The organism is Chitinophaga skermanii (assembly GCF_003259335.1).
GTDB lineage: Bacteria > Bacteroidota > Bacteroidia > Chitinophagales > Chitinophagaceae > Chitinophaga > Chitinophaga skermanii.
In genome coordinates this window covers 623811-641700 of record NZ_QLLL01000003.1, presented here as the reverse complement: position 1 = coordinate 641700, position 17890 = coordinate 623811, and the positions used below count along the sequence as shown (strand labels likewise).

Sequence of the window (17890 nt, the reverse complement as noted above, 5' to 3'; positions counted from 1 at the left end):
ATAAGAAAGGGGTCACTCATAAGAGTGGCCTCTTTTTTTATGGGTAGCCGCCGTTGGTTCATGAGGCAACTTAGGTTGCGTCGCTCCCTTCAACGGCCACTTCTTTGTTTAGCAGCATAAATTTATTTTATAGCTCCCCTTCTCAATAGGTTGATTTTCAATCTAACATATCTTTTAAAAACATGCCTGTCGCTATTTAACTGAAAAAATAGTTGTATAACTGAAAAATCAGTTATACATTTGAATCATGGAAGAATTGACTAAAACAGAGGAAAGGATTATGCAGATATTATGGCAATTAGGCCATGGTTTCGTGAAGGATATAATTGAGTTAATGGAAGATCCCAAACCGCCATATACCACGGTATCGTCTGTCGTACGCCTATTGGAACAAAAACAATTTGTAACCCATAAAGCCTATGGTAAAACACACGAGTATTACCCTGCTATTTCTAAAGAAGATTACAAGAAGAATTCCGTACAACGGATGGTCGCTAATTATTTCGATAATAATTCCACCAACCTCCTTTCTTTCCTATTAGAAGATAAGCCCATGAATGCCGACGAATTAGATGCACTTAAAAAATTCATTGATCAACAAAACACTTCAAAATGATCTACATTTTTCAATGCTTACTACAAGCGTCTGGCTGCTTAGTACTGTTGTATTTGTTGTATTGGATGGTACTTTCACGTTTATCCTTCCATAGATGGAACCGTATGTATTTAGTGAGTAGCTTATTTATTAGCTGCTTAGTGCCTTTCATTAAATTTCCTACTGCCCATACTCCCATTCTCTCTAAACCATCAGTAGCCGAAGCGCTTACATTCAACGAAGTAGCTAGCGTGGTAGTCGATGCCCCCAATTTTACACCTTCAGCTTTTCAAATGATGGGCGGCTTCACGGGGTTATTATTTGTATTGTACATCCTAGGTGCAGGCAAAGTATTGTGGAAACGGGCTAAAGAAATGGCCACCATGAGAACAGCCCTGCAAGTACAGGAGAAAAAAGAGAAAGCAGGTTTTCATTTCATACCCACTAACAACCTGAACGCATCGTTCTTCAATTATATATTCATTCAACAAGATCTCCCTTCCGCCATTAGTGAAACAATTTTCCAGCACGAAGCTTGGCATGCTAAGTTGAAGCATAGTGCTGATATTGTTTTGCTCACTTTTATGGAGATCGTTTTCTGGTTCAATCCTATTATCTATTTATACGGCAAAAGCCTACGCGCTGTACACGAATACGAGGTAGATGATTTGATGGCGCAACAAATGGATAAATCGGTGTATGCCCGCGTTTTGTTAGAAGTTCAGTCTGCTCAAAACTACCGCATCATGCACCTCTACAACCAACATCCGCTTACTAAACGTGTTCATTTATTATTCACTCAACCTTCACATGCTATGAAAAAATACTTGTATTTGCTCATTGTACCCTGCCTTGTTTTGGTTATGGCTAGCTTTAAAACTGTTCGCCAGCCGCTACCAGAAGGCGTTACTTTCGTTTCTACAGAAAAAGAGATGAAATTAAGCATCGATATGAACTACCTTGAAAAAGGTAAAGATTTCGAAAAGTTCACGGAAGAGCATTGGAACACAATTGCTGAAGCCTTCAAATCAAAAGGCTACACTATTTCGTTCGACAAAGTGCATTTCAATGCCGAGAACAACATTACCGCCATCACCTTTAACATGAAGAAACAAGACGGTTCTTCGTTAGCGGCCGGCTACGATGTTCGCTTCCTATGCGCGCAAGGTTATGTAATTACCATTCGTGCAGATTTAACGCCTGCAAACGAATCATTCATTAAATCTGAAAAGAAATCTACCAAGTCGGTTCTTTCTTACATCACTGATTTCAATGTCAACAAAACATTGCCTTCAAATAAGAATGATGCCGCTAAGGACGACAATTGTTAATTGAATTTTTTGTGTTAAAAACAAAAAAGGATAACGGGTTACCGCTATCCTCTTTTGCGTTAAGGGAATATTTCCCAGTAATGTAGATGCCCCTTAATCCAAATGTGTATGCTTAAAATCATCTGTATACTTCAAACCGAACCCAAATATTCTATCTAAACAACTATGTGCAAATAATAAAATACCAATAAAAATCACCGGCTCTATATCCATATACAACCCAATGAAATAAATGAACAACGCTACGCCTTTATGGTGGAAGAAGTTGTACAAGTAAGCGCCTACTTTATTGTTCACCACGTAACCCAGCATGCTCAAATCAGGTAATAAAATACAGGCGGGAATCATCCACCAAGGGTAAGATGTTTGTTGAGCAAACATCAAAAAAGAAAGCAGCAACATGGCTGCTTCCTCTAATTTTAACGTCGTTTTCATACCAATGTATTAGTATAATAACCTTGTCTTAATCGTGTGTTTCACTTCTCGCAATAAAGCCAATGCTTCCTGTGAAAGCTGTGAATCCACGTCTAATACCACGTAACCAATTTTGTCGTTGGTTTTAAGGTACTGACCAAGGATATTGATCTTGTTGTTAGATAAAGCGGTGTTGATTTCAGACAATACACCCGGCACGTTCTCGTGGATGTGCAGGATGCGGTGTGTATTTTCAACCGCTGGAACACTGATGGCTGGGATAGAATGAGAACCAAAGCTCGCTCCCTTCTCCAAGTAATTGAGCATTTTACTGCTTACATCGAAACCAATGTTCAATTGTGCCTCTTCCGTGCTACCACCAATATGCGGTGTTAAAATCACGTTCGGCAATTTCTGCAATGGCGTAGTGAATGCTGCACCATTCTTTTCTGGCTCAACTGGGAATACATCGATTGCCGCACCCGCTAATTGCTTGCTTTCCAAGGCTTCTTTCAAAGCCTCCAAATCAACTACTTCACCACGCGCATAGTTAATAAAGATAGCGCCCGGTTTCACATGTGCCAACGTTTCACGGTTGATCATGTTGGCCGTAGATGGAATAGAAGGAACATGCAAGGATATAATATCTGCCTGGCTGAATAAGTCTTCCAATGATTTTTGGCGAACGGCATTCCCCAACGGCAATTTCGTTTCCGGGTCGTAATACATTACGTTCATACCCATGGCCTCCGCTAATACACTCACTTGGCTACCAATATTACCGTAACCAACAATACCCAGGGTTTTACCACGTAATTCATAACTACCAGTGGCTTCTTTCATCCAAACACCGTTATGTGCTGCATTGTTCTTGTCAGGAATTCTTCTAATGAGCATGATCGACAAACCAATCACCAATTCTGCCACCGAACGCGTGTTCGAATATGGGGCATTGAATACGGCTACACCTTGCGCAGTAGCGCTGATAAGGTCTACTTGGTTCGTGCCAATACAAAAGCAACCGATACCTTGTAATTTCTTCGCCGACTCTAAAACCTTTGCTGTTACTTGGGTTTTAGATCGAATACCGAGTAAGTGAACATCTTTCACTGCTTCGCAAAGCTCATCTTCGCTTAAAGCACCTGCTAATTTCTTTACATTCGAATAACCTGCATTGTGGAACTCAGCCACAGCGGCATCACTAATGTTTTCCAACAACAAGATGTTGATCTTTTCCTTCGGGTAACTGGTTATTTTTGGCTCGCTCATAATTAATCTAACGTGAGTTTACAACGGTTGGACATAGCTGGAAAAACCGACTCTATAAGTGCTTTCCGTATGGTAGGCTCAACTGTTTTTTACATAAATGAAGCACAAAACTATGTAGGTTTAAGGAGTTATCAAACATCAACCCCCGTAAATTCGATATTATCAAAAAATATATACCGCGAATTGCACTTTTTTCAAATAATTTTGTTCACAATAGCTTAAAAACGGCTTAAATTAAGCAGATCGGCATGATTTTTATTTGGCTATAAGTAGTCCTGTTATTAATTTGAGGGGCATCTGTAAAACATTTAAGGAATACACCTTAGTTATTAGTATTGTAATGAAGAGATTGAATGCAGCTTTCGTTTTAATTTTACCCGCAATTACCTTCTTCTACGCTTGTAATAATACACAAGCGAAAAGGAGAACGAATGCCACAACTACGCAAGAAGAAGATACCACATATAAAATAAATCTTACCGCCGAACAACGTACCGCCATCTTAAATGCGCCCAAAACAAGGGTCATGCAAGAAGAGCTAACAAACTTCTTTAACAAGAAACTAGTACCCTCGGGGTTCTCCGGCGCAATGCTGGTTGCGAAAAAAGGCGTCGTAATCTTCGAAGGTTCTCATGGTTTCGAAAATTACCAAGCCAAAACCAAGATGGTAGATACTTCTACCTTCCAATTGGCTTCAACCTCCAAAACCTTTACAGGCGTAGCGGTACTAAAACTGGTAGATGAAAAGAAGGTTAACCTGGATGATAGTATCCAAACCTACCTCCCTACTGTTCCCTACAAAGGCATCACCGTACGAATGCTCCTTAACCACAGAAGTGGCCTACCCAATTACTTGTATTTCACCGAGAAATATTGGAAAGACCGTACGAAGCTCATGACCAACGATGATGTGATCGCGCTCATGGCCCAATACAAACCACAAATCCAATCACTCCCGAATACACGCTTTACTTACTGTAATACCAACTATATCCTGCTTGCTTCTATTATCGAGAAAGCCAGCGGTATGAAGTACGCCGATTTCATGCAGCAAGAAATATTCAACCCGCTAGGGCTTACAAGAACCTACGTGTTTGTACCCGGCCAAGCTGCCCGCTCTCACCAAACCACCAGTCACCAATTCAACGGCCGCCCTGCTGCCGACGATGCATTTGATGGCGCTATGGGCGATAAAGGCATTTATAGCTGTGTACAAGATATGCTCAAATGGGACCAAGCCCTCTACAGCGGCCGCTTCTTAAGCGATGAAATCCTAAAAGAAGCGTTCACCCCGTATAGCAACGAGAAACGAGGCACGAAAAACTATGGCCTAGGCTTCCGGCTCATGGTATTCCCCGATTCCACAAAAATCGTTTACCACAATGGTTGGTGGCATGGCAATAATACCGTATTTTACCGCTTTATCCAGGATTCTACCACCTTGGTGATCCTTGGCAATAAATACAACCGCAATATTTACCATTCCGTAAAACCCATCCGCGAAATCATCGGGGAAGGCCTGGAACTGGAAGCGGGCGAAGATTAAGCTTTACTTTACATCAAATAGGAAAAGGCTATCGGATTCATCCCCGGTAGCTTTTTTGTTTTAGGGATGCATCCATCATCACGCATGTAGGTTCACCCCCATTTCACACAACCTTATGTTTAATTTGTCATAGTATTGCCATTCCACTTCCAGCCACTATACATTATTAAATGTATTTTATACTTTTAATATACCCATTCGCCTTATTATAATCTTCTTCATATAGCCCTCCTGTAAAAAATGATGCGGAACCTCGGTTCCAGCGGGCCTTGTATGCTTTGTGTTATTGCTCCCGCTTCTAATAGCATGTACAAACACGCATCATAACTAACATCCATTCAAAACAGGATCGCATCATGAAACAATTCTTTCCGTTTGCAGCAGCAATGCTCCTTTTCGCTAGTTGTAGTAAAAACCTCGTTGAACAAGCTACAAGCAGCGAATCGTCGACCCAAGCAACCCAAGTAGGCATTCAAGCTATTACAACTGAAACAGTTACCGTGTTTCGAAACGGCTATGTCTACCCTTTCGAACAATCTAATGGTTACGGCACCATCGGTACTAATGGCCTAGGTGCATGGATTAACCCTGCCGGGTATACAAGGGTGTTCTTCTATCCTACCGGCACAGGTACTATCGACGTTTCCATTAAAGTAAAAGCCCCAGCAGCAGGTGCTACTTTGAAAATACGTTTAGACAGCGCTGGCACCACCTATAATGTTGTGGTTAACCAAACCTCGTCTTATGTAACCTTACCCGTTGGCACTTTCACCATCGCCAGCGCTCAATACCATTGCCTGGAAATCAAAGCCGCCGCAGGTAACGGCTCTTATTTACCAGATGTCGAATCTATAATGATCACTTCCAGCCTTGGACTTAAATACAACAAAAGCGTTTACCGTGGCGCTCCAGCCACACATTTAAGCTACCCCGTACCGGCCGATTCTTCTATCGAATACTACTACAGCGAAATGACGGTTCCTACCGGCGCCGACCCGCTTTATTCGTATTACATGTCGAACGGTTTCTCTGGTGGATATTTCGGTATCCAAGTTAACAGCAACACCGAACGCCGTGCTCTTTTCTCCATTTGGAGTAATTACAATACCGATGATCCCAACCAAATCCCAGCCGATTACGCCGTTACATTGGTTCGCAAAGGTACCGGCGTTACCCATGGTAATTTCGGCAATGAAGGTTCTGGTGGACAATCGTATTACAACGCCATGTGGGTAACCAATAACACCTACAAATTCCTCGTACGTGCCGTAGCCGCCGGAACACATACCAAGTACACGGGCTGGTTCTATGCCCCAGAAGCAGGCAACTGGAAATTAATAGCAGAATGGGATAAAGCGATGACCCAAGGAAAGCTCCTAAGTGGCTTATATTCTTTTGTTGAAAATTATGCAAGTAATGGAAATGACTTCTTCAAAGCCCGGTATGGCAACCAGTGGGTACGTACCGTTAATGGTACTTGGATAGAGTTAAATAAAGCAAATTTCACTACCACAGCCAGTGATGCTGCCCATCAAAGATATGATCTCGGTGCAGGTATAGAAAACAATGTATTCCATATGTATAGCGGTGGTTTTAGGTTAGTGGGTGGATTAACTTACGGACAGCAAATTACTCGTCCCACTACAGGTACGCCACCCTCCATTAACTTCACTACGCTACCATAGTAAAACTAATTAGAACCAATCATTGCTCGTTTGTACAGTAAAAGCCATGGCGTAAAAACCATGGTTTTTTATGTAGTAGCTTCGTTGTGTTTCGCATTGGGTAACACATTATTCCTATCCCATTCAATTCGTCTTTCAAATGGGTGTTGACGAACAGGGCAGGCTTCTACCAAGCAATGCTCACAACCATTCGGTGTGCAAGGGTCCATATGAATAAAGAACTCTGCCTCACCAGAAAACAGTTGTTCATTCACCAGCTTTTCCAACCGGGAAATCTCATCGTGTGTTTCCGCCAACGATAAGTAATAAGGCATGGTAATATGGCAATCGATATGATAGTTGTTACCGTATTGTTGTACTCGCATGTTATGTACATCAATCATACGGGGACTTCTATTCGCCGAAAAAAGCGCAATAATTTTATCTACTACTTGCATATCGGTTTCATCCATCAAACCTGAAATCGACCGTCGCATTAACTGGTACCCTTTCGTGAGAATGAGGATGGCCATAATAATGGAAGCAATAGGGTCGATGATAGTATATCCTGTAAACTGTATAAGTAAAAGCGCTACAATTAAGCCAATGGAACTATATGCATCGGTAAGTATATGATGCCCATTTCCGGTAAGTGTAATCGAAGGAATTTTCTTTCCTTGGTTCACCAAGTATTTCCCTAGCACATAGTTCACCACCGAGGTAAACGCAATGATATATATACCGCTATCTACCTTGTGTAGTTCGTGTGGAGAGAAGAAATACGAAATCGCCTTCACTAAAATCAAACATCCTGCAATAAAGATCATCGCCCCTTCAAAACCAATAGAGAAGAACTCTACCTTCCCATGTCCATAAGGATGGTTCTCATCCTTCGGCTTACTGGAAAGATAAATACTATAGCAAGCAAAAGCTCCTGCTACTACGTTAATAATACTTTCCAATGCATCCGATAAAATGGCCACAGAATGGGTTACAAAATAAGCCCCAAATTTAGCCCCCGTCAGCACAAAACTAACTATCAACGAAATGAGTATAACCTTAAATTCCTTCTTTATCAATGTTCTTCGATTTGCTGTAAATGGCAAAATTGCGTTAAATAAAGTACGTTGAAAATTAAAATACCATTAACCGGGCCAAGTTGTTATTCAATTAGCTTAGGATGGTAGAATAATTCATTTACACTGACATTAGTTGGCTGGTTACTTTTTTATGCTTGGCTCCCCATTTGCTTAATTGCGACCATATAGGTACTAATTCCTTCGCAATGTCTGTTAACTCGTAATCTACCCTTGGAGGTACTTCTGCGTAAACTGTTCTCTTCACCAAACCTTCTTTCTCCAGTTCCCTCAGTTGTAACGTTAACATGCGCTCTGTAATACCGTTTATACTGTCGCGCAGTGCGCTGAAACGGAGTTTCCCATTTTCAAGTCTACATAAAATCAACAGTTTCCATCTTCCACCAATCATACAAACAGCATAGGTCAAATCACAGCCCTCAATGATGGATTTTTCGTTTTGCATATTGGTTGAATTCTCCTTTCTCTTACCCATTACTTACAAATTTGTGCGTACCATACAAATAGCTGTATACTATACAAAAATAGTGATTACCCAATACTTTTGATACCTCAATTCAAATACATATACAATGCATAAAATAATTTTTACGATGATCGCCAGCTTGGTATTATTAAACAGTTCTGCACAAACCAATTTATTACATGATAGAGTTGATAATTTATCTAACAGGCTTATTGCCAACAAAGAGGTAGCAGGTGTGAATGTGTTGCTGATAAAAGAGGGCAAAATTATTTACAATAAAGCTGTAGGATATGCCGATATCAACACGAAACAGCCCTTACAAACCGACCATATTTTCCGTATTGCCTCACAAACGAAAGCCATCACAAGCATAGCGGTGATGATGCTTTGGGAAGAAGGGAAATTCCTACTGGACGACCCTATTTCCAAATATATCCCAACATTCAAAAATCCCCAAGTACTCGACAAATTCAATCCTGCCGATAGTAGCTACACAGTAGTGCCAGCACACAACGAAATAACCATTCGTGATTTACTACGACATACTTCCGGTATCGGTTATCCCACAATAACCGATGATCAGCGTATACAAGCCATTTACACTAAATCGGGCGTTTTATCTGGCATAGGCAATAAAGCAAGCTTGCAAAACCAAATGGAGAAGTTAGCTAAAATGCCACTGTTGCATCAACCTGGTGATAGGTTTACCTACGGCTTGAACACCGATGTATTGGGCTATCTCGTACAAGTAATTAGCGGTGTACCATTAGACGAGTTTCTACGTACCCGTATTTTCCAACCCTTAGACATGAACGATACCTATTTCAACATCCCAACTTCTAAAGCCAATAGGTTGGTGGCCATTGCAGAAAAAACAGTCAACCGCCTACAAAAAGTAAATCATCCTATTTACGAAAACAATACAGTGAATTATCCTTTAGAGAAAGGCATTATTATATCCGGAGGAGCCGGCTTAAGTTCTACAACTACCGATTATGCCAAGTTCCTACAAATGTTATTGAACAAAGGCAAGTACAATGGCAAGCAGGTACTAGGTGAAAAAACAATTGCGCTAATGACCACGAACCAACTCCCTAGCAGCGCCCTATTACACGGCGATCCCAATTTTCGTTTTGGCCTAGGTTTTTGGCTGGTAACACCAGGCAATAAATTTATCCATGCAGCCAACGTAGGCACTTTCTTCTGGGGCGGTGCATTCAACACACATTATTGGGTAGACCCTAAAGAAAATATGATAGGTTTAGTTTTTACACAAGAATATTTACCATCGTCTTACTGGGATCTAGGAACACTATACAAAAACGTCGTGTACGCTTCATTGTAAAAATCGCTTAGGCAGGATAGCAATATTTCGCCCCGCAAAACAATAAAGCTTAGACATCAGCAAGAACAATAAATGATCAAAGAATTGTAAAGGATTACAAAGGATTAAAAGCAATGAAAAAATACGCGTATATAGGAGCACTAGGATTTTTAGCAGTTATTACAACCGAATTCGGCATCATAGGTATTTTGCCACAAGTGGCAGCACATTACCATATCAGCATCGATAAAGCAGGATATTTATTGGGAGCATTCGCATTGGTTATTGCACTAACGGGACCATTTATGACCTTACTCGCATCTGGATTTGATCGAAAGAAAGTAATGTTAGCAGCCATTTTTATCTTCCTCATTACCGGCATCGTATCTTCATTTTCCCCTCCCTTTGGAGTATTAATGTTTGTTAGAATACTACCCGCATTTTTACAACCTGTTTATATTGCAACAGCCTTATCCGTGGCCGTTTCAAAAGGCAATAAGCAAAACGAAAATGAATTGATGAGTATTGTTTTTAGTGGCGTTGCCATTGCCATGGTCACCACTGTTCCTTTCGCTACATATATCGCCAGTATATCGTCTTGGGAATATTCGTTTATGATACAAGCTGTGATTAGTATAATAGCATTATTGGCTATTTACTGGTTATTACCTCCCATGCCTGTAAACGAAAAGAAATCTTATGGAAGCCAATTACAAATCTTAACAAAACCTACATTCATCGTTAGTACAGCCATGAATTTCTTTATGGTATCGGCCTGGTTTTCTACCTATAGTTACTTTGCCGAGTACTTAACAAAAGCCAAAGAGATGAACAGCACAATGGTTAGTTATATGTTGTTTGTATTTGGCATTATTGGAGTACTAGCTAACTGGACAGCCGGTAAAATGCTAAACAAAAACATCACCTTCACCACCGCCTTTTTTCTTTCCGGTACTATCATAGTCCCCATCCTCTTACACTTCTCAGGAGCCAATACCTTCGCAACAATTGCAGTAATTGCCCTTTGGGGTTTCCTCTATTCCCCCAGCTTCCTAAATGCCTCTACCTACATGATTTCCTCCGCCCCCCACGCAATGGAATTCGCCAACAGCCTAGCCACCTCCTTCGGCAACCTAGGTGTAACTGTAGGAACAACCATAGGCGGTTGGATAATAGTTTCCAAAGGAATACAACTAACCCCTTGGATCACCGTAGTATTTGGAACCTTGGCATTTACGATGATGCTCTTACGTCATCACCTAGAAAGAAAAGCACCCCTCCACCACAACCCCATAGCACCATGTAAACTTGAAGGAACAACCCCTATATAATATAATATAATAAAACCTTGGTCTATTTGAATACCACAATATTCCCTCAACACCTTTTAAGAACACCCCCTTAAAAGGTGTTGCTTCACCCCTAAACCTCAAACCCCAAACCTCAAAACCCCAAACCTCCTCCAACAATAACCCCAAGCAACAAACTCCCCCCATCAAGGCCCTCATGCCCTTCACCACAGTACTCCAAAAGCCCCATCACAGCCCCGATAAAACGCCGACGCTGTCTTTCGGCGTTTTTCCTCCTTTCTTTGGTTACTTTCTTTGGAGAAGCAAAGAAAGTAACAAATAGGATGATGGCTAAAACTACAAGCCCGCCGCCAACGAATTGGAATAACGATTTACCACTACAATAAACATAATTTATCGCTCGCCTACGGCTTAGCTCGCCTCCGGCAACAACTCGCCTACGGCACTAATAAAAATGAAAAGGCCCGGGATCCATCTTCCCAGGCCTTTTCTAAAACTATTTCATTAACACTTAAGCCTTATTTTCTTTGCTTTCAGCTTGAGGCTTTGGTTCTCTCGGTTCTCTAGCTTCTTTCGGTTCTTTTTCTTTACCACCGTCAGAAGACTTCTTCTTAGCCGATTTAGGTGCGAAAATGGCAATCATTCTCTTACCTTCCATCGTAGGCATACCTTCTAAGGCACCTACTTCAGCCAAGCGTTCAGCAAATTTCAAGAGGATCAATTCACCGCGTTCTTTGAACATAATAGCACGGCCTTTGAATTGAACGTAAGTTTTTACTTTATTACCATCTTTCAAGAATTTCTCTGCGTGTTTCGCTTTGAAATCGAAATCATGGTCGTCAGTATTCGGCGTGAAACGAATTTCCTTCACCTCGCTTTTGTGCGCTTTCGCCTTCATCTCCTTTTCCTTCTTCTTCTTCTCGTAGAGGAATTTGTTATAGTCGATAATACGGCATACCGGCGGCGCTGCGTTTGGAGAAATCTCAACTAAATCTAGTTGTTGTTCTTCCGCCATACGCAAGGCGTCTTCTATTTTATAAACACCTACCTCGATGTTTTCGCCCACCAATCTTACTTCAGGTACGCGAATCATCCTATTGGTACGATGTTCTTGTTGTTGTTCTCTTCTGAAGTTGGGGTTTCTACCGCCCCCACCGCGGTTAAAACTTGGTCTTGGTCCTTGTTGCATTTAAAAAAATGAAAATTACTAATTACAAATGTTTTGTTCTTAGTAGCTGTTTAGCGATGTAATTTTAAAGTAAACTTACTACAAAGAACGGATATAAATACAATCGAATTATTCAAAAGGTTTACGGTTTACAACTTCTTCCTGCACTAAACTAACAAATGCCGGGATATCCATTGCTCCTAAATCGCCTTTAGCTTGCCTACGAACAGATACTAATTCCTCGTTCGCTTCTTTCTCCCCTATCACTAACATGTAAGGGATTTTTGCAAGTTCCGCTTCGCGGATCTTTTTACCGATTTTCTCACTTCTCTCGTCGATCTCAGCGCGAATTTCGGCATTTTTCAGCAAACCAGCTACTTTTTCTGCATATGGCAAGAACTTATCACTAATTGGCAGAATTTTTACCTGTGTCGGTGTCAACCATAATGGGAATTTACCAGCACAGTGCTCGATTAACACAGCGATAAATCTTTCCAACGAACCAAATGGTGCCCTGTGGATCATTACCGGGCGGTGCTTTAGATTATCCGCTCCAATATACTCCAATTCAAAGCGCTCTGGTAAGTTATAATCCACCTGGATGGTACCCAGCTGCCATTTACGTCCTAATGCATCCTTCACCATGAAGTCTAATTTAGGACCGTAGAAAGCCGCCTCGCCATATTCTACTACTGTTTTCAAACCTTTTTCTGCTGCCGATTCAATGATCGCCTGCTCTGCTAGGTTCCAGTTCTCATCCGTACCAATATACTTCGAACGATCTTCTTGATCTCTCAAGGAAATCTGCGCCGTATAATCCGTAAAGTTCAAACTCTTGAATACATGTAGTACTAAGTCGATTACTTTGATGAATTCTTCTTTTACTTGGTCGGGACGACAGAATAAGTGAGCATCATCTTGCGTAAACCCACGCACCCTGGTCAAACCGTGTAACTCACCATGTTGTTCATAACGGTAAACGGTTCCAAATTCTGCAAAACGTACTGGTAAATCTTTGTACGATTTAGGAGAAGATTTGTAGATTTCGCAGTGGTGCGGACAGTTCATTGGCTTCAACATGAACTCTTCACCTTCTTCCGGTGTATGGATCGGTTGAAAGCTGTCTTTCCCGTATTTTTCGTAGTGACCAGATGTCACGTACAATTTCTTATTCCCGATATGCGGCGTTACCACTGGTAAGTAACCACTCTCGATTTGTGCTCTTTGTAAGAATTGTACCAAGCGCTCGCGCAACATGGCACCTTTAGGCAACCATAAAGGCAAACCTAAACCAACGTTTTCACTGAAAGTAAACAACTCAAGTTCTTTACCCAATTTACGGTGATCACGTTTTTTGGCTTCTTCTAACAGCGTTAAATACTCGTCTAATTCTTTTTGGCTAGGGAAAGTAACACCATAGATACGGGTCAGCATCTTGTTCTTCTCGTTCCCTCTCCAATAAGCACCCGCAATGCTCATCAGCTTAATAGCCTTTATAGCACCGGTGCCCGGGATATGTGGACCACGACACAAATCTGTAAAATTACCTTGTGAATAAAAGGTAATGGTACCGTCTTGTAAATCGTTGATCAATTCTAATTTGTATTCGTCGTTCTTCTCGGTGAAGTAAGCCAATGCATCCGCCTTAGAAACATCTTTGCGGGTGAAGCTGCTGTTTTGTTTCGCTAACTCCTGCATTTTCGCTTCGATCTTTTTCAGATCCTCATCACCAATGGCACGGCCACCTAAATCGATGTCGTAATAAAACCCAGTTTCGATCGCAGGACCAATACCGAATTTCACTCCCGGGTACAATGCCTCCAGGGCCTCCGCCATCAAGTGCGCCGAAGAGTGCCACATCGTTGCCTTACCATCCGTATCCACCCACGTCAACAATTGCAAAGTAGCATCCGTCGTAATCGGACGCGTTGCGTCGATCACTTGGCCATTTACTTTTGCTGCCAATACTTTGCGCGCCAATCCTTCACTAATGGACTTGGCAATGTCTAATGCAGATACTCCTGGTTCGTACTGTCTTACTGCGCCATCCGGGAATGTAATGTTAATCATAAATTCTTCTACGCTTGGTTTGCGTGTTACTATTTATTTTATTCTAATAAAATGCTTGCGAAGTTAAGAAATTGACTGGAGATTTATTAGCAGTGTGCTTTATATCTCCCAAAAATTTCTAATTCATAAAAAATATCAAGGGTAATTGCCGGCTATTTTTCATTTTGATAGGGTTACCGTGGGTATTTTTGTATGATTTTCAATGCGCTATTATTGTGCCAAGATAGTTTTTTTATGTTAATTCTTTTGTTCTGTGGCAGAATGTCTTAGTGGTTATGTCATACTTGCATCGTTGATTCTAATAAGTTTTTTTGTTAGAACGGGTGCTTTAGCGGTTATTCTTATTTCCATTTACATCCTAATGTGTTACTTTCTTCGCTTCTCCAAAGAAAGTAACCAAAGAAAAGAGGACCAACGGCCAATTCACTTCGTGGCCGTTGGATCGGGGCTGTGATTAGGCTTTTGTACTACTGTGGTGAAGGGCATTGGGATTTCTTATTGGGGGAGTTGGCTGTTTTGTGGAGGTTGGAATATGGATTTGGGAGGAGTGTTATTTGAGTGAATTGTGCGTTCAGTGGAAATGTTTTTTGTAAGATATTGGTAATTATATGTTTATATGGTGGGTGATATTGGGTTATAATATCTTCTAATGGTCTTCCAATGGTCTTCTAATGTTTGTGTAATGTTATTCCAATGTTCTAGATATATTTCCCATATAGGGGAAATGTTATTGTCTTACTTTCCTGGGCGTGTTTGTTTTATTTAACTGCTGAAAATAAAACATCCCAAGCAGCTTCGCCGCTTGGGATGAATCAATATTGTCTTTTTGCTAATATTAGTACTGCAAGGTATCCGTTACTTCACCGCAGCCAAGCATTTCGTCGCCGAAATAGGGATTGCGGACTACTGATTTGTCGCTTAGCCAGTAGGCGCCACGGTCGTTGAAGGCCATGGGGCAGAATTGGCGGTATACGGTAGCGCCTTTTAGGCCGGTGGCTTTTACGAAGTCGTAAAGCATGTCGCTTACGGCTTCGAAGGAGGCGCGGCGTTTTTCAAGATCGGATTTTTCTAAGAGCATGCCGGCAATTTCTGCGTGGATGTTGCTCGCGGCTTCTTGTAGTAAAACGATTTTAGTGGTGTCGCCGCCGGCGGTGGCAAATGGAAGGCTGTCTAAATGGTGTTGTAAAGACAGGGCATGTTCGTCGGCGCCTACGCTGTCGGCACGTACGAGGGCTTCTTTGAAGCTGTAGTAGCTCGACATGGCGGTTTTAAGACTGTCGTAAAACACGTCGGAGTACGGGGCGTTTAACGAGCCTAGGGTGTCTTTATCAATATTTTGTTTGGCTTCAGAAGTGTTGTTGTTACATGCGGTGAAAGCAACGAGGGCCATCAGCGCAAGCAGGGTCCATTTTTGTATGTTCATTGGTTCGTCGTTTGCGGGCAAAGATAATTGAATCAGTAGAGAAATACTTGCGTAATGGGTTGGTCGGCAACGAAATCTAGGTTTCCACGATAAATAAACATAACTTTGTATGTTTTGAAATTATTTACGAACAAGAACTTTAAGAAATAGATTATGTTGCTGGCTTTGCAGGATGTAACATTTGAATTCGGTGCAAGAACGATTGTTAGTGGTGCCTCGTGGCACATTGTGCCCGGAGATCGTGTTGGTTTGATCGGTTTGAACGGAACAGGTAAGTCTACCCTATTACGCATCATCAACGGCGAATACTCCATTTCGGGTGGTAGCATCAATAAAATTAAAAACCTCTCCCTCGGGTTCTTTAACCAAGATTTGCTCTCATTCGAATCCGATGAATCTATCCTTTCCGTAGGTATGATGGCTTTCGAAAAAGCGCTCGCCATCGAGAAAGATATCGAACGCATTACAGCCGAACTCGAACATAACCAAACCGATGCACTCCTTCACGAGTTCAGCGACAAACTCCACGAATTCGAAACCCTCGACGGTTACAATATGCGCCATAAAACAGCGCAAGTACTCGAAGGGCTCGGTTTCCCTACGGCCGCCCTCGAACGCCCCTATAGCTCGTTCTCCGGTGGTTGGCGTATGCGCGTGCTCTTAGCTCGCCTCATTCTCCAACAACCAGATGTGCTGATGCTCGATGAGCCTACGAACCACTTGGATCTTCCCTCTATCGAATGGTTAGAGAAATACCTCATTAACTACAATGGTGCCGTAATTATCGTATCGCACGACCGTTTCTTCCTCGATCGCATGGTCAACAAAGTAGTAGAACTCTATCAACAAGAGTTACACCACTATTCCGGTAACTACTCCGATTACGAAGTAGAAAAAGACCTGCGCCGCGAAATGCAACAACGCGCATACGAAAACCAACAAGAATATATTCGTCAACAAGAACGTTTCATCGAACGCTTTAAAGCAAAAGCTTCTAAAGCCGCCCAAGCACAAAGTGCTATGAAACGCTTAGATAAATTGGATTTGGTAGAACAGGTCGACTCCGGCCCGTCTAAAATCAAAATCAACTTCAACGTCGATAAACAACCGGGTAAAATCCTCGTTACGCTCAGTAACGTAAGCAAAAGCTTTGGTCCTATCGAAGTATTGAAGAACACCGGTGCCGAAATTAACCGCGGCGACAAAATCGCCCTCATCGGTGCCAACGGTAAAGGTAAATCTACCCTCCTCCGTATTATCGCAGGTACAGAATCACACGAAGGGGAACGCATCCCGGGGCATAACGTAGTACAAAGCTTCTACGCACAGCACCAGTTAGAAAGCTTACACCTCGACAATGAAATCCTCGAAGAGCTTAAAACTGCCGGTAGCGGCAAAAATGAACAAGAGTTACGGACCCTTTTAGGTTGCTTCTTGTTCCAAGGTGATGATGTATTTAAAAAGATCCGCATCCTGTCGGGTGGTGAAAAAGCCCGCGTAGCGTTGGCTAAAACCATCATCAGCCAAGCGAACTTCATGCTCCTCGATGAGCCTACGAACCACTTGGATATGAACTCTGTGCAGATGTTGATCGATGCCTTGGATAAATACCAGGGTAGCATCGTGCTCGTATCGCACGACAGGTACTTTGTAAGCCAAACGGCCAACAAAATCTGGGAGATTGTAGATGGTGAAATCAAAGAATTCAAAGGCACATATGCCGAATGGGAAGAACATAAAAGGCGTCAAGCTGCTTTGTTAAACCCCAACACCGGCAACAGCAAAAAAGATAGAAAGAACAAGGAAGCAAAAGAAACGAAGGAAGAGGCTGCGCCTGTTAAAGCGCCCGAACCTACGCCCGTAGCTGCCCCGCAAAAAAATGCGCCGATCGATAAAGAAGCGCAAAAAGCTTTGCAAAAGCAACAACGTATCTTCCAACAACTCGAACAAGATATCGCGAAGCAAAAAGAATTGAAACTGAAGATTGAAGCTGAACTAGCTGATCCCGGCATTTATAACGATAAAACGAAGTTCTTGCAAACAGAAGATCGCTATAAACAAGTAGCCAACGATCTCGACAGGCTCAATAAAGAATACGAAGAAGTGTTCGAAAAGATAATGGAAATGGAAAGTAATATGTAACAATATCAATACCCGGCCGTAACGCCGGGTATTTTTTTGCCTAGAAACGGCCGAAAAATCAAAATCCCTTA

Annotated in this window: 14 protein-coding genes; 7 read left to right on the top strand and 7 right to left on the bottom strand. The window is 41.9% G+C overall.

What is annotated here, in order from left to right; genetic code table 11:
- Positions 1 to 247: 247 nt before the first annotated feature.
- Both LX64_RS10390 and LX64_RS10385 read left to right on the top strand, forming a co-directional pair.
- Positions 248 to 616 carry a BlaI/MecI/CopY family transcriptional regulator gene (locus LX64_RS10390; RefSeq protein WP_111597563.1) on the top strand — a complete coding sequence of 123 codons (369 nt, stop codon included), beginning with the start codon at positions 248 to 250 and terminating at the stop codon, positions 614 to 616.
- Positions 613 to 1926, top strand: coding sequence for a M56 family metallopeptidase (locus tag LX64_RS10385; RefSeq protein WP_111597562.1), 1314 nt, complete (start codon positions 613 to 615; stop codon positions 1924 to 1926). The genes LX64_RS10390 and LX64_RS10385 overlap by 4 nt, the downstream gene beginning before the upstream one ends.
- A gap of 93 nt (positions 1927 to 2019) precedes the next feature.
- Here the strand turns inward: LX64_RS10385 and LX64_RS10380 are convergent, their stop codons facing one another.
- Positions 2020 to 2361 carry a DUF4260 domain-containing protein gene (locus LX64_RS10380; RefSeq protein WP_111597561.1) on the bottom strand — a complete coding sequence of 114 codons (342 nt, stop codon included), beginning with the start codon at positions 2359 to 2361 and terminating at the stop codon, positions 2020 to 2022.
- Positions 2362 to 2370: 9 nt separating this feature from the next.
- A complete protein-coding gene (serA, locus tag LX64_RS10375) occupies positions 2371 to 3609 on the bottom strand; it encodes a phosphoglycerate dehydrogenase (protein WP_111597560.1) in 1239 nt (412 codons plus the stop codon).
- A gap of 340 nt (positions 3610 to 3949) precedes the next feature.
- Between serA and LX64_RS10370 the strand changes: the two genes are divergently transcribed.
- Together LX64_RS10370 and LX64_RS10365 are read left to right on the top strand one after the other, a co-directional pair.
- Positions 3950 to 5155: a serine hydrolase domain-containing protein gene (locus LX64_RS10370; protein ID WP_111597559.1), complete on the top strand. Its 1206-nt coding sequence runs from the start codon at positions 3950 to 3952 to the stop codon at positions 5153 to 5155.
- A 356-nt stretch (positions 5156 to 5511) separates the two neighbouring features.
- Positions 5512 to 6840: a DUF3472 domain-containing protein gene (locus LX64_RS10365; protein ID WP_111597558.1), complete on the top strand. Its 1329-nt coding sequence runs from the start codon at positions 5512 to 5514 to the stop codon at positions 6838 to 6840.
- Positions 6841 to 6908: 68 nt separating this feature from the next.
- On the opposite strand, the gene LX64_RS10360 is transcribed toward LX64_RS10365, so the two are convergent.
- Together LX64_RS10360 and LX64_RS10355 are read right to left on the bottom strand one after the other, a co-directional pair.
- Entirely contained in the window at positions 6909 to 7898 is a 990-nt protein-coding gene (locus LX64_RS10360; protein ID WP_111597557.1) for a cation diffusion facilitator family transporter, read from the bottom strand.
- Between the two features lie 118 nt (positions 7899 to 8016).
- Entirely contained in the window at positions 8017 to 8391 is a 375-nt protein-coding gene (locus LX64_RS10355; RefSeq protein ID WP_111597556.1) for a winged helix-turn-helix transcriptional regulator, read from the bottom strand.
- Between the two features lie 97 nt (positions 8392 to 8488).
- Between LX64_RS10355 and LX64_RS10350 the strand changes: the two genes are divergently transcribed.
- The gene (locus LX64_RS10350; RefSeq protein ID WP_111597555.1) at positions 8489 to 9727 is read left to right on the top strand and encodes a serine hydrolase domain-containing protein; all 1239 of its coding nucleotides are present in this window, start codon (positions 8489 to 8491) and stop codon (positions 9725 to 9727) included.
- Between the two features lie 113 nt (positions 9728 to 9840).
- Positions 9841 to 11037 (top strand): MFS transporter, encoded by a 1197-nt coding sequence (locus LX64_RS10345; RefSeq protein ID WP_111597554.1) that lies wholly within the window; start codon positions 9841 to 9843, stop codon positions 11035 to 11037.
- Positions 11038 to 11527: 490 nt separating this feature from the next.
- On the opposite strand, the gene infC is transcribed toward LX64_RS10345, so the two are convergent.
- The 3 genes from infC to LX64_RS10330 form a co-directional block, all read right to left on the bottom strand.
- Positions 11528 to 12205 carry a translation initiation factor IF-3 gene (gene infC / locus LX64_RS10340; protein WP_111597553.1) on the bottom strand — a complete coding sequence of 226 codons (678 nt, stop codon included), beginning with the start codon at positions 12203 to 12205 and terminating at the stop codon, positions 11528 to 11530.
- A gap of 108 nt (positions 12206 to 12313) precedes the next feature.
- Positions 12314 to 14254, bottom strand: coding sequence for a threonine--tRNA ligase (gene thrS, locus LX64_RS10335; protein ID WP_111597552.1), 1941 nt, complete (start codon positions 14252 to 14254; stop codon positions 12314 to 12316).
- Between the two features lie 835 nt (positions 14255 to 15089).
- Positions 15090 to 15677, bottom strand: a complete 588-nt coding sequence (locus tag LX64_RS10330; protein WP_111597551.1) for a DUF3347 domain-containing protein — start codon at positions 15675 to 15677, stop codon at positions 15090 to 15092.
- A 153-nt stretch (positions 15678 to 15830) separates the two neighbouring features.
- On the opposite strand from LX64_RS10330, the gene LX64_RS10325 reads away from it, so the two are divergent.
- On the top strand, positions 15831 to 17819 hold the full coding sequence (locus LX64_RS10325; protein WP_111597550.1) for an ABC-F family ATP-binding cassette domain-containing protein: 1989 nt from the start codon (positions 15831 to 15833) through the stop codon (positions 17817 to 17819).
- The last annotated feature ends 71 nt before the right edge of the window (positions 17820 to 17890 follow it).

What these genes read in the sequence shown, in the direction of transcription:
- LX64_RS10345 (WP_111597554.1), top strand. Translation starts at nt 9,841, where the DNA reads ATGAAAAAATACGCGTATATAGGAGCACTAGGATTTTTAGCAGTTATT.
- serA (WP_111597560.1), bottom strand. Translation starts at nt 3,609, where the DNA reads ATGAGCGAGCCAAAAATAACCAGTTACCCGAAGGAAAAGATCAACATC.
- LX64_RS10370 (WP_111597559.1), top strand. Translation starts at nt 3,950, where the DNA reads ATGAAGAGATTGAATGCAGCTTTCGTTTTAATTTTACCCGCAATTACC.
- LX64_RS10365 (WP_111597558.1), top strand. Translation starts at nt 5,512, where the DNA reads ATGAAACAATTCTTTCCGTTTGCAGCAGCAATGCTCCTTTTCGCTAGT.
- LX64_RS10330 (WP_111597551.1), bottom strand. Translation starts at nt 15,677, where the DNA reads ATGAACATACAAAAATGGACCCTGCTTGCGCTGATGGCCCTCGTTGCT.
- LX64_RS10355 (WP_111597556.1), bottom strand. Translation starts at nt 8,391, where the DNA reads ATGGGTAAGAGAAAGGAGAATTCAACCAATATGCAAAACGAAAAATCC.
- LX64_RS10325 (WP_111597550.1), top strand. Translation starts at nt 15,831, where the DNA reads ATGTTGCTGGCTTTGCAGGATGTAACATTTGAATTCGGTGCAAGAACG.
- LX64_RS10390 (WP_111597563.1), top strand. Translation starts at nt 248, where the DNA reads ATGGAAGAATTGACTAAAACAGAGGAAAGGATTATGCAGATATTATGG.
- LX64_RS10350 (WP_111597555.1), top strand. Translation starts at nt 8,489, where the DNA reads ATGCATAAAATAATTTTTACGATGATCGCCAGCTTGGTATTATTAAAC.
- LX64_RS10385 (WP_111597562.1), top strand. Translation starts at nt 613, where the DNA reads ATGATCTACATTTTTCAATGCTTACTACAAGCGTCTGGCTGCTTAGTA.
- LX64_RS10380 (WP_111597561.1), bottom strand. Translation starts at nt 2,361, where the DNA reads ATGAAAACGACGTTAAAATTAGAGGAAGCAGCCATGTTGCTGCTTTCT.
- thrS (WP_111597552.1), bottom strand. Translation starts at nt 14,254, where the DNA reads ATGATTAACATTACATTCCCGGATGGCGCAGTAAGACAGTACGAACCA.
- infC (WP_111597553.1), bottom strand. Translation starts at nt 12,205, where the DNA reads ATGCAACAAGGACCAAGACCAAGTTTTAACCGCGGTGGGGGCGGTAGA.